We start from the raw sequence: 11582 nt of genomic DNA on the forward strand, positions 1-11582 counted from the left end.
CATCCCGGTCATCGTGTCGATCTCCCGGTGGATGACGTCCAGTCGCCATCGGCACCCTTCGCACGCGCTCATCGGGTCTTGCGGGGTCCGGACCGGTACGGCGTGTGCGCCGCCTGTTGCTCTGCCTGGTCAACTGCTGCGCAGAGACGGCTGGGAAGAGCGCGCTGTCTCGGAACGACTCGATCGCCAGGAAATGGTGCTCCGCAAGAGGAACCCGCTGCACATCCACACGTTGATCGACGAGGCGGCGCTCCGGCGGATCATCGGCACCCGTGCGGTCATGGTCGACCAACTGGACCACTTGGTCGAGATGGCCAAGATGGCGAACGTGACAATCCAGGTGCTCCCGCTGGACCTTTGCACACCGGGCCCCTACTCGGGCACGATGATCCTGCTGAGTTATCCGGAATCCGACGAGCCGGATTCCGCCTACGTGGAAAGCATGGCAGGTGGCGAGACGATTGGTGACGACGCGGTGGTGGCGACGCTCTCGAACGTGTGGGAGGACATCGCCGCCGCGGCTCCCTCGCCGCAGAAGTCGATCAAAGCCATCAAAGCGATAAGGGGTGAACACGCAGGAAGATGAGCACCAGCAAGATGTGGCGCAAGAGCAGTCATAGCAACCCGGAGAACGCCTGCGTCGAAGTGACCGTCGGCGTCGAGTCGACCGGCATCAGGGACAGCAAGAACCCGGCAGGCGGCCACCTCACCGTGAACGCCGCATCCTTCACGGCGTTGCTCAACTCCATCAAGAGCTGACGACCAAGGGCGCCCAGTTCGACCGGGCGCCCTCACGGGCCCCGCAGCCGGTCCTTGCGTTGCTGCGCGGCCACCTTGGCTTCCTCCGGGCTCGGGACGTAGTGGAACTCCGAGCCGTCGGCCCACGTGGCCACGCCGCGGTGCACCCGGGGAATGTACGGCTGTCCGGCGTGCCACAGGACCACTACCGGCGGGATGTTCTTGGGGTCGCGGACATCCGACCCGGAGTCGAGCGCAGCGACGTACGACGCGGAGTACACAAGCCAGACGCTTGTGGCGGGCCTGGCCGCGTCAACGAACCGGACCGCCTGGCTGCCCTCGGCTCCGGTCACCGTGCCGGACCGGCTGAACACGTTGCCCGCGCCGCCGCCGTTGAACAGCGCGAAGATGTGCATGATCGCGCCGAACACGCCTCGGACGATGTTCCAGAGGAACCGCCGGATCAGCTTCTTGCCCTTGACCGTCCCGTCGTCGCGTCTGCCGGGCACCGTGTACGAGGGGCCGACCTCCCCCAAGTGCACCATCCCGGCAGGCTCGCCCCACTGGGCGGCGGCGAAGGCACGGACCTGCTGGCGGATCTCGTCGTGCGGCCTTTTCAAGCCCGCCGTGTACGCGTCCACGCGCTGGCTCATGCGATCGACCGACGCCGCCATTCGACGGTCGAGATCACCCGGCTTCCGCTCTTTCCCCATGGCCCTTCCCGTCTCCTCGCACGACCTTCGCAGCAGCATTCCAGATTCCCGCCGATCTCGTCGGCGGATCGCCGATCTGGTGGTTGACATCGTGTACACCACTACGACCGGAGTGAACAGTCTGACCACCGGGAACGACCGGCGAAAACGCGGAAAAAGCAGCCGTCACGGTTAACAACGCGGTGTGGAAATGCTCGGGTAAGCCACTGTGAATTGAGACATTCGGGCGATCATGTCCGGTATCGGCGGTGGTACGGTCGCTCACGGCAATGGGGGAGTCTTCGCTGACTGGGGGCGGTCATGCGTTTTCAGATGCTGGGTGCGCTCGAAGTGCGGCTGCACAAACAGCGAATCAATCTCGGTGGCGCCAAGCCGAAAGCGGTTCTCGCCGCGCTCCTGGTCCACCCGCGACTGGTCGTTCCGTTGCAGAGCCTGATCGCCGCGGTGTGGGAGTCGCCACCGCGGTCGGCGGCGGCGTTGGTGCACACGCACATCTCGTCGTTGCGCCGCGCGTTGGCCCCGCTGGCCGCCGCCGGGGAATCCTCGTTGGTGCTGACCAGCCACCCCGGTTACCAGTTGTGCGTCGACCGGGACGACAACGACCTGGAAGCCTTCGAGGAACTGTCGACGACGGCTCAGGTCGCCGAGCAGGCCGGGGACCACGACCGGGCCCGTGTCCACTACGAGCGCGCGGTTCGGTTGTGGCGTGGTGCCCCGCTCGACGGCGTCGAGGCACCGATCGCCCGGCAGTACTCGACGTTGTTGGAGGGCAAGCGGCTGACGGCGGAACACGGGCTGGCCCGTACCCAGATCACGCTGGGCTGCTACGACGAGGCGGCGTCCCGTCTCACCTCGTTGACCGCGATGTACCCGCTGCGTGACGAGCCGCGAGCGCTGCTGATGCAGGCACTGTACTTCGGCGGCAGGCGCAGCGAAGCCCTTGCCGTGTACCGGGATTACCGGGACCACCTCGTGGTCGAACTCGGGGTGGAGCCGACCGGCCAACTCCGTGAGCTGCACGAGCGGGTCCTGCACGGTGACCTCTCGCCGCCTCGTCAGCCCGAGGTGAAGCTGTCAGCCAGACCCGAGCAGCCGGAACCGATGCTGGTCGCGCCGAACCAGTTGCCCCCGGACCTCGCCGACTTCACCGGACGGGCCGAACAGCTGACGCAGGTGATGCGCATCGTCGAACGAGCTTCGACCGGTGCGGCGGCTCCGACGGTGGTCATCACGGGGTTCGGCGGCACAGGGAAGTCCGCGTTGGCAGTACACGCCGCGCACGTCCTGCGCTCGACTCACCCCGATGGCGCGTTGTTCGTGGACATGCGTGGCAACACCGCCCCGACCGAGGTGCTGGCCCGGTTTCTCCGTGCGTTGGGCGTCGCCGGTGGCGACATCCCCGCGGCCGAGGACCAGCGCGTCGAGCTTTTCCGGATGCGGACGAGCGGTCGCCGGTTGGTGATCGTGCTCGACAACGTCCGCGGTGAACAGCAAGTCCGTGCGCTGCTGCCCGGCGACTCCGGGTGCATCGTGCTGATCACCAGCCGTTCCAGGCTGACCGGGCTCGCCGGGGCCGAGCACGTCGAGGTGGAACGGTTCACCGCCGAGCAGTCCATGGCGATGCTGGCCGCGATCGTGGGCAACGACCGGATCACCAGCGCTCCGCCCGCCGCCGTCGAGATCGTCGAGCTGTGCGGCGGTGTTCCGCTCGCCATCCGCGCCGCCGGGGCGAAGCTGCTCGCTCGTCCACATTGGCCGTTGCGTTCGTTGGCCAACCGGCTGGCCAACGAGCAACGCAGGCTCGACGAGCTGTCCGCGGGTGACCTGACCATCCGGTCGAGCCTGCGGGTGAACTACGACGAGCTGTCCGAACCGCAACGCCGGGCGTACCACCTGCTGGCCCTGCTGGACTTTCCCGACTTCGGCGCGTGGGTCGCCGCCCCGCTGCTGCGGATCTCGCTCGACGACGCCGAGGACGTCGTCGAGCGGCTGGTCGACCTCCGGTTCGCGGAGGTGGCGGGCGCCGACCCGCTCGGCCGGGTTCGATACCGGTTCCACGACCTCGTCCAGCTGTACGGCGCCGAGCAGGCGCTGCTGCACGAACCGCCCGACCGGATCACCGAGGCGCTCGGCAGGCTGGCCGGCACCTGGACCGGCCTGGTCAAGGCGGGTGAACTGCGGCTGCCCCTGACACCGTCAGGGACTGCCGCGGACGTCGACGAACGGCTGACCGTCGAGGTGGCGGCGGACCCGATCGGCTGGCTGGAAGCGGAGACAGCCGCACTGGTGCGGACGGTGGAACGAGCCGCCGAACTGGGCGCCACCCGGCTCACCGTGGAGCTCATCGCCGTACTGCTGGCATCCGCCTTCGCCGCCAGGAGCGCGTTCGACAGTCCCCAGCGCACCTTGGACGTCGCTCTCAACGCGGCCAGATCCAGCGGCGACAGGAAGACCGAAGCCCGCCTGCTCACCGGGCTCGGGCAGCTCTACTACCAGCGCGACGACTTCGGCCCCGCACTGGACTACGCCGGGCAGGCGGCCGAGAAGGCCCAGCTGATCTCCGACCACGCCACCGCCGCCGTCGCGCTGGTCACCGTCGGCACGATCCAGCGCGATCGCGGCTTGTTCGACGTGGCGAGGAGGACGCTCGAAGCGGCTGCCGTGGCCGGCGAGCAGGCGGGGGATCTCGGCACCCTCGCCGCATCGAGCTACGGCATCGGTGCCATCTGCCGTGACACAGGTGATTTCACAGCCTCCTCCGTCGCTTTGGGACGATCCGCCGAACTGCACCGGCAACTCGACGATCCGCGCGGTGAAGCGATCGCGCTGCGCGGGCTCAGTCAACTGCACCGGGCGCGGGGCGAGTTCGTTGAGGCGTTCGACCTCAGTGTCCTCGCCCACGCGATGCTCGACCGGATCGGCGCGCCACTGGGAGCGGCATACGCGTTGCAGTCGAAGGTCAAGGCCCAGATCCGGCTCGGCCGCTTCGAGGACGCGCTCGGCACGCTCGACTCGTGTCTGGCGGTGTGCGAACGGTACAAGGACCGGTTCGGCGTCGCGCTCGTCTCCCGTACCCAGGGTGAGGTCATGCTCGCGTCCGGCGACCGGCCCGGCGCACGTGCCCGGCTGCTGGTCGCGCTGACGCGGTGGAAAGAGCTGGAATTGCCGCTGTGGCAGGCGAGGACGTTGCGTGACCTCGCCGCCGTCGAGCCGGACCCAGCCCGCGGCGAGGCCCTGTGGACCCAGGCCCGTGCGACCTTCCGCTCGATCGGGAGCCGTGAGGAACGGGAACTCGCGAGGCTCACTCCGGCAGCCTGGTTCAGGCACGTGACAGCCTGTTCGGCATAGAGGATTTCTCTAGGCGGTCGCGCGGCACGTCTGGACGGCGTACAGGGCCACTGCAGGAGGCCGCAGCATTGTTGCGGTGTGGACAAAAACGGTGCTGACGCGCGACGGCCGAGGGATGACCCGACTCCCCTCGTGAGCCGGGCGGAGATCCTGACACGTGCCCGCAGCTGGCTGCACCCCGCGGTCGCCTACTCCAGCACTGGCTACCACGACAACGAGTTCGGCAGCTACCGGACGGACTGTTCAGGTTATGTCGCCATGGCGTGGGCATTGCCGGGCAGGCCGCTCGACCCCAGTGGCGGCGTGGACACGCTCGGCCTCGTCCGGCTGAGCACCGCGGTCACCAAAGCCGATCTCCGGCCGGGTGACGCGCTCGTCGACTGTTTCGGGATCGTCCCGGAACGGCACGTGACGCTGTTCGAGCGGTGGGTGGACTCGTCGCGAACCGTCTACTGGGGTTACGAACAAGCGATCGGGTCCGGCGCCGTGCACCGCCAGATCCCCTATCCCTACGAACAAATCCGGGGACTCTACCTCCCGTGCACCCGGAGAAACATCGTCTCTTTCGGACACAACTGAGAGGCCACACAGTGAGACGCAGACGGATGGCCGCCATAGCAGGGTTGGTGGCGTTGATGCTCGGCGGATCGGTGCAGTCGATCCAGGCTGCGCAACCCGACACCTGGGGTGAGGCGGAAGTCCCGCCGCAGTCCCAGGAAGCGCAGATCCTCGCGGCGCCGATCAAGCGGAGCGAGGTGATCAGGAGAGCCGCTCACGAGTGGGGCACGAACGTTCCCTACTCCCAGTCGAGGCCCTACCACCCGACCTCCTACGGCACGTATCGCCGGGACTGCTCCGGTTTCGTCTCCATGACCTGGGGCGTCAGCGATGAGAGCGGGGGTGCGAACACGCAAGGCCTGGCCGGTTCCGGCATCAGCACCCGGATCGAGAAGGACCAGCTGAAACCGGGTGACGCGCTGATCGACGCGGCCGGCACCAGCAACACCCGGCACGTGGTCCTGTTCGAGAAGTGGGCCGACGCCGCGCGAACCAAGTACTGGGGCTTCGAACAGTCCGGAACCAACCCCACGGTCAACAGGAAGCACCGCATCGTCAAGTACCCGTACGAAGGCAGCAACGCCCACGAGTACAAGCCGTACCGGTACAACAAGATCGTCGACGACGAGCAGTCCGAAGAGGCAGTGTCGGCTCCCGTTCAGGCCGTGTACGAGCAGAACACCAAAACCACTGAGGTCTTCGCCCGCGGCGTGGACAACCGCCTCATCCGCGTCTGGAACACCAATGGCCAAGGCTGGAGCGAGTGGGCGGCACACGGGGACTGGCAGATGAAGGGCCACCCCGCTGGGGTGTACCAGCCCAACACGGACACCACCGAGGTGTTCGCCCGTGGCACCGACAACCGACTCATCCACACCTACAACACGGCAGGCGCTGGCTGGTCGGAATGGCACGTCCTCGGCGGCGACTGGGAAATCGCCAGTGATCCAGTGGCCATCTACCAGCCGCACACGCGCACGACCGAAGTGTTCGCGCGAGGGATGAACGGCCAACTCATCCACATCTGGAACACCGAAGGCTCAGGCTGGTCGGAATGGCACGCCATCGGCGACTGGCACATCCAAGGAACGCCATCGGTTGTCTTCCAACCCAACACGAACACCACCGAGGTCTTCGCCCGCGGCACGAACAACCAGCTCATCCACGTCTACAACACGAACGGCGGCGGATGGTCGGAGTGGCACGCGCTGGGCGACTGGGAGCTCGCCAGCGACCCGGTACCGCTCTACCAGCCGAACACCAAGACCACTGAGGTGTTCGCGCGCGGCAAGAGCAACCAGCTCATCCACATCTGGAACACCGAGGGATCAGGCTGGTCGGAATGGCACGCCATCGGTGACTGGCAGTTCAAAGGCACACCGTCGGCCGTCTTCCAACCCACCACGAACACCACCGAGGTCTTCGCCCGCGGGATGGACAACCGACTCATCCACACCTACAACACCAACGGCTCAGGCTGGTCGGAGTGGTTCGTCCTCGGGGGTGACTGGGAAGCAGCCAGTGATCCCACCACCATCTTCCAGCCCAACAGCAACACGACCGAGGTCTTCGCGATCGGTACCGACAAACGGCTGATCCACATCTGGAACACCCCAGGCTCCGGCTGGTCGGGGTGGCACGCCATCGGTGACTGGCAACTCGCGTCGTGAACCGTCCAACAGAGGGGAACAAGCGCATGTATCCGGAGCGGAAGAGAAAGAGATCCCGGCTGCTGGTCGCACTGGCGATTTCCGCTTCAGCTATGGGAATCATGAGTCCGGCCATGGCAGTGGCCGACCAGGGCACCACCCCCGGGCCGCTGGGCCACAACCCGGGTGAGTGGTGGCTGACGACCGACGCAGCGGTCCCGACCGCCCCGTGTGACAAAGCCGGTCCCTCGGCGACCGACGAGGCGTTGGCGAAGCAGCTCAACCCCCGGATGAAGAACGCGATGAAGGGCCACCTCACCGCGTACCGGATGTCCTGCGGACGAGTGGTCACGCAGACAGTGAGGGACCGCGGCCTCAACCAACGGGCCGCGGCGATCGCGATGGCCACGATCATCGTGGAAACCCGGATGCACAACAACAAGGTGGCCACCGACCACGACTCGCTCGGCCTGTTCCAGCAGCGGCCGTCGATGGGCTGGTGCGATCCGAAGTCCCTGTGCTACGACGCGGTCCACGCGACCAACAAGTTCCTCGACGAGATGCAGAAGAAGTACCCGAACGGGTCGTGGAACAACGCGAAGATCGGGGACGTCGCCGCCGACGTGCAACGACCGGCCGCGCAGTACCGCTACCGGTACCAGGTCGAGGCAGACGACGCGGTTCTCATCGCGGACACGTTGTGGAACCAGTCCGGGCAGGCTCCCGGAACCTCCGCCCCCGTTCAGGCGGTGTACGAGCCGACCACCAGAACCACCGAGGTGTTCGCCCGTGGCATCGACAACCGGCTGATCCGGCTCTGGAACACCGACGGGCAGGGCTGGAGCCAGTGGGTGGCGCACGGCGACTGGCAGATGAAGGGCCGTCCGGCGGTCGTGTACCAGCCCAACACGGACACGACCGAGGTGTTCGCGCGCGGCATGGACAACCGCCTGATCCACACCTACAACACCAAGGGCGCGGGTTGGTCCGACTGGCACGTGCTGGGCGACTGGGAACTCACCAGTGACCCGGTGGCGGTCTACCAGCCGAACTCCAAGGTCACCGAGGTCTTCGCCCGAGGTATGGACAACCGGCTCATCCACATCTGGAACACCGAGAGCTCAGGCTGGTCGGAGTGGCACGCGATCGGCGACTGGCAGTTCAGGGGTGTACCAGCCGTGGTGTACCAGCCGAACACGGACACGACCGAGGTCTTCGCGCACGGCATGGACAACCGGCTCATCCACGTCTACAACACCAAGGGCGCGGGCTGGTCCGACTGGCACGTCCTCGGCGGCGACTGGGAAATCGCCAGCGACCCCGTACCGCTCTACCAGCCGCACACCAAGACCACCGAGGTCTTCGCCCGAGGCACGGACAACCAGCTCATCCACATCTGGAACACCGAAGGCTCAGGCTGGTCGGAATGGCACGCCATCGGCGACTGGCAGTTCAAGGGAACACCGACCGCGGTCTTCCAACCGAACACGAACACCACCGAAGTGTTCGCCCGCGGGACGAACAACCGGCTGATCCACGTCTACAACACCAACAGCGGCGGCTGGTCCGACTGGCACGTCCTCGGCGAGGACTGGGAAACAGCCAGCGACCCGACGGCCATCTACCAACACGGCAACAACACGACCGAGGTCTTCGCCATCGGTACCGACAAACGACTCATCCACATCTGGAACACCCAGGGTTCAGGCTGGTCTGCCTGGCACGCCCTGCACGACTGGCAACTCGCCTCATAACGAGTCCGGACGGCGAGCACCCGACGGGTGTTCGCCGTCCCGTTCGTCGCGTGCACGCGAGCCCGCGACATGCTGTACGTGTCGCACTCTGGAAGCCCAAGCCACTTCCTGGTCAGCCCACAGAACTCACCTGTTCAGGTAGGCGAGCACCGCCAGCACGCGGCGGTGCCCGCCGTCGCTCGGCGGCAGGTCCAGCTTGGCGAAGATGTTGCCGATGTGCTTGTGCACGGCGCGCTCGGTGACCACGAGCTTGGTCGCGATGTCGGCGTTGGCGTGCCCTTCCGCCATCAGCCCGAGGACTTCCCGTTCCCGTGGGCTCAACGTGCTGAGCGGGTCGTTGCCCCTGCGGCGGCGCACCAGCAACTGGGCGACCACCTCGGGGTCCATCACCGTTCCGCCGTCGGCGACCCGCCGCAGCGCGTCGACGAACTCGTCCACCCGGCTGACCCGGTCCTTGAGCAGGTAGCCGATCCCGCCGCGGCCGTCGGACAACAGCTCGGTCGCGTACGTTTCCTCGACGTACTGGGAAAGCACCAGCACCGGCAGCGACGGGATCTCCGCCCGCACCGCGAGCGCCGCCCGCAGCCCCTCGTCGCGGAACGACGGTGGCAACCGGACGTCCACAATGGTCACGTCCGGCCGGTGTTCTCTGACCGCTTCGACGAAGGTGTCCCCGTCACCGGCCGTCGCGACGACCTCGATGCCGCTGGTGCGCAGCAGGAGGTTGAGGCCTTCTGCCAGCAGGACGTTGTCCTCTGCGATCACGACGCGCAAGGAAGCTCCACCGATATCACTGTCGGCCCGCCAGCCGGGCTGTCCACAGCCACCGTACCGTCCAGCGCGGCCACCCGGCGGCGCATCCCGATGATGCCGGTGCCCCTCGTCTCGTCCACACCCCCCAACCCGTTGTCGGACACCGTGATCCGGACGCACTCGTCCCTGACCACCCGCACTGACGCGCTTGTCGCGTTGCTGTGCTTGGCGACGTTCGTCAAGGCCTCGGCCACCACGAAGTAGGCCGCCGCTTCCACCGGGGCCGGCACACCGCCGAGCACACCCGTCTCCACCACGGTCGGGACCGGGCAACGCGCGCCGATCGCGGCCAGCGCCCCGTCGAGGCCGCGATCGGCGAGGATCGGCGGATACATGGTCCTGATGACGTCCCGCAGCTCCCCCATGGCCTGTTCGGCGCCCTCCCGCGCCTCACGGACCAGACCCGACACGGGATCCTTCTCGTCCAACGACTTCTCGGCTATTCCCAGCCGCATCGCGATGGACACCAACCGTGCCTGCGTGCCGTCGTGCAGGTCCCTCTCGATCCGCCGCAGCTCCGCGTCGTGGGCGCTGACCGCGCCCGCCCTCGTCTCGGCCAGTTCCTCCACCCTGGCCACCAGCTTGGACGGCTGCAGCAGCACCTTCGACACGGTCGCGTGCGCCTTGGCCAGGGCGGGCACCCCGAACCACGCCAACGCCAGCCCGACGACCGCGGTGGGCGCGCCGACGACGATCGCCTCCCCCAAAGTGTCGACGGTCACCCCCAGCATCTGGACGGGCATGTCGGCGGGCAGCGTCCACCAGAAGAACAGGACGAACGTCGTACCCGCCGCGAAGGCGGTCAGGATCAGCCCGAGCATGCCGAACCCGAACCCCATGATCAGGTTCACGAACATCCACAGCAGATCGCGCCACGTGGTCTGGTCGGTCAGCACATCGCGGACCCTGGCCAGCACACCCCCGCGCAACGGCCGCAGCTGCGGCTCGAGCCGCGTCCCCAGCACCCAGCCGACCAGCAGCCGGTGCATGTCCGTCCACATCCGAATGATCAGCACCACGAGCGGGAACAGCACGAACCCGAGCCCCGCGACGATCAGTGCCAGGCCGCTCATCGGCAGGAGCATGAACAACGGCATCGCGAACGGAGCGGTGAACCCGACCACGGCCAGGTACCCGAAGCTCCGCCCCCACTGTTTCAGCATGTCCTCGAGTTTGCCCTGGCAGCCGCCCGCGCACAGTGGTACGGACTACACCCTTTCACGCCGTGCGGCGGTCACCCAGGTGCGTCATCCGCTCGGCGATCATCTCCGGCGTCGGCCCGCGCAGCTCACCGGCGAACTGGCCGTCGGCGAGGAACACGACCGAATCGGCGTAGGACGCCGCGATCGGGTCGTGCGTGACCATCAACACGGTCTGCCCCATGCCCGTGACCACGTCCCGCAGCAACTCGAGCACCTGCCGGGCGGTCCTCGTGTCCAGCGCGCCGGTCGGCTCGTCGGCGAACACCGCGTCCGGCCTGGTCACGAGCGCCCTGGCGATCGCGACACGCTGCTGCTGGCCGCCGGAGAGCTCGCTCGGCAGCCGGTTGAGGCGCTCGTCCAGCCCGACCGCCCTGACCACCTGGGCCAGCAGCCCGCGGTCGACGCGCTTGCCCGCCAGCCGCAGCGGCAGCGTGATGTTCTGCTCGACGGTCAACGTGCTGAGCAAGTTGTACGCCTGGAAGATGAACCCGATGCGCTCCCGCCGCAGCACGGTCAGCTGGCTCTCGGTCATCCCGGACAGCTCGACATCCCCCAGCCACACCTGCCCGCCCGACGGCCGGTCCAACCCGGCCGCGCAGTGCAGGAACGTGCTCTTGCCCGAACCGGACGGCCCCATGACGGCGGTGAAGGTGCCACGGCGCAGCTCGATGCTGACGTTGCGCAGCGCGTGCACGGTCCCGACACCCGTGCCGTAGGTCTTGGAGACACCGTTCATCCTGAGTGCCGGTGCCATCGTCATCACCTGTGCGTTCATGGCGGTAACGCTATTGACGACGGCGGCGGGTC

At 67.3% G+C, this 11582-nt stretch carries 10 protein-coding genes; 6 read left to right on the top strand and 4 right to left on the bottom strand.

Going from position 1 to position 11582, the window contains the following annotated elements; all coding sequences use genetic code 11:
• Positions 1-31 precede the first annotated feature (31 nt).
• Together ALI144C_RS13170 and ALI144C_RS13175 are read left to right on the top strand one after the other, a co-directional pair.
• Entirely contained in the window at positions 32-586 is a 555-nt protein-coding gene (locus ALI144C_RS13170) for a DUF5753 domain-containing protein (RefSeq protein WP_269086676.1), read from the top strand.
• Entirely contained in the window at positions 583-759 is a 177-nt protein-coding gene (locus tag ALI144C_RS13175; protein WP_076987380.1) for a DUF397 domain-containing protein, read from the top strand. Before ALI144C_RS13170 ends, ALI144C_RS13175 begins: the two co-directional genes overlap by 4 nt.
• Positions 760-791: 32 nt before the next feature.
• Here the strand turns inward: ALI144C_RS13175 and ALI144C_RS13180 are convergent, their stop codons facing one another.
• Entirely contained in the window at positions 792-1451 is a 660-nt protein-coding gene (locus ALI144C_RS13180) for a hypothetical protein (protein WP_143230621.1), read from the bottom strand.
• A 300-nt stretch (positions 1452-1751) separates the two neighbouring features.
• Here ALI144C_RS13180 and ALI144C_RS13185 point away from each other — a divergent pair, with 300 nt between their 5' ends.
• From ALI144C_RS13185 to ALI144C_RS13200, 4 genes are all read left to right on the top strand, one after another.
• Positions 1752-4799 (top strand): AfsR/SARP family transcriptional regulator, encoded by a 3048-nt coding sequence (locus ALI144C_RS13185; RefSeq protein ID WP_083752995.1) that lies wholly within the window; start codon positions 1752-1754, stop codon positions 4797-4799.
• A 132-nt stretch (positions 4800-4931) separates the two neighbouring features.
• A complete protein-coding gene (locus ALI144C_RS13190; RefSeq protein WP_076987383.1) occupies positions 4932-5378 on the top strand; it encodes a hypothetical protein in 447 nt (148 codons plus the stop codon).
• Positions 5379-5404: 26 nt separating this feature from the next.
• Complete coding sequence (locus ALI144C_RS13195) at positions 5405-7027, top strand: hypothetical protein (RefSeq protein WP_076987384.1); 1623 nt, start codon at positions 5405-5407, stop codon at positions 7025-7027.
• 113 nt (positions 7028-7140) lie between these two features.
• Positions 7141-8760 carry a WD40 repeat domain-containing protein gene (locus ALI144C_RS13200; protein ID WP_076987385.1) on the top strand — a complete coding sequence of 540 codons (1620 nt, stop codon included), beginning with the start codon at positions 7141-7143 and terminating at the stop codon, positions 8758-8760.
• 126 nt (positions 8761-8886) lie between these two features.
• Here the strand turns inward: ALI144C_RS13200 and ALI144C_RS13205 are convergent, their stop codons facing one another.
• Genes ALI144C_RS13205 through ALI144C_RS13215 form a run of 3 tightly spaced genes read right to left on the bottom strand, consistent with a single transcriptional unit; the run spans position 8887 to position 11550 of the window.
• Positions 8887-9534, bottom strand: a complete 648-nt coding sequence (locus ALI144C_RS13205; protein ID WP_076987386.1) for a response regulator — start codon at positions 9532-9534, stop codon at positions 8887-8889.
• Positions 9522-10736, bottom strand: a complete 1215-nt coding sequence (locus ALI144C_RS13210) for a sensor histidine kinase (RefSeq protein WP_076987387.1) — start codon at positions 10734-10736, stop codon at positions 9522-9524. The genes ALI144C_RS13205 and ALI144C_RS13210 overlap by 13 nt, the downstream gene beginning before the upstream one ends.
• A gap of 55 nt (positions 10737-10791) precedes the next feature.
• Positions 10792-11550, bottom strand: a complete 759-nt coding sequence (locus tag ALI144C_RS13215) for an ABC transporter ATP-binding protein (protein WP_441297556.1) — start codon at positions 11548-11550, stop codon at positions 10792-10794.
• Positions 11551-11582: the final 32 nt, after the last annotated feature.

Source organism: Actinosynnema sp. ALI-1.44 (assembly GCF_001984155.1).
Classification (GTDB): domain Bacteria; phylum Actinomycetota; class Actinomycetes; order Mycobacteriales; family Pseudonocardiaceae; genus Kibdelosporangium.

Coding starts and splice junctions, on each gene's coding strand:
- ALI144C_RS13170 (WP_269086676.1), top strand. CDS start 32: ATGACGTCCAGTCGCCATCGGCACCCTTCGCACGCGCTCATCGGGTCT.
- ALI144C_RS13175 (WP_076987380.1), top strand. CDS start 583: ATGAGCACCAGCAAGATGTGGCGCAAGAGCAGTCATAGCAACCCGGAG.
- ALI144C_RS13180 (WP_143230621.1), bottom strand. CDS start 1,451: ATGGGGAAAGAGCGGAAGCCGGGTGATCTCGACCGTCGAATGGCGGCG.
- ALI144C_RS13185 (WP_083752995.1), top strand. CDS start 1,752: ATGCGTTTTCAGATGCTGGGTGCGCTCGAAGTGCGGCTGCACAAACAG.
- ALI144C_RS13195 (WP_076987384.1), top strand. CDS start 5,405: ATGGCCGCCATAGCAGGGTTGGTGGCGTTGATGCTCGGCGGATCGGTG.
- ALI144C_RS13200 (WP_076987385.1), top strand. CDS start 7,141: ATGGCAGTGGCCGACCAGGGCACCACCCCCGGGCCGCTGGGCCACAAC.
- ALI144C_RS13210 (WP_076987387.1), bottom strand. CDS start 10,736: ATGCTGAAACAGTGGGGGCGGAGCTTCGGGTACCTGGCCGTGGTCGGG.
- ALI144C_RS13215 (WP_441297556.1), bottom strand. CDS start 11,550: ATGAACGCACAGGTGATGACGATGGCACCGGCACTCAGGATGAACGGT.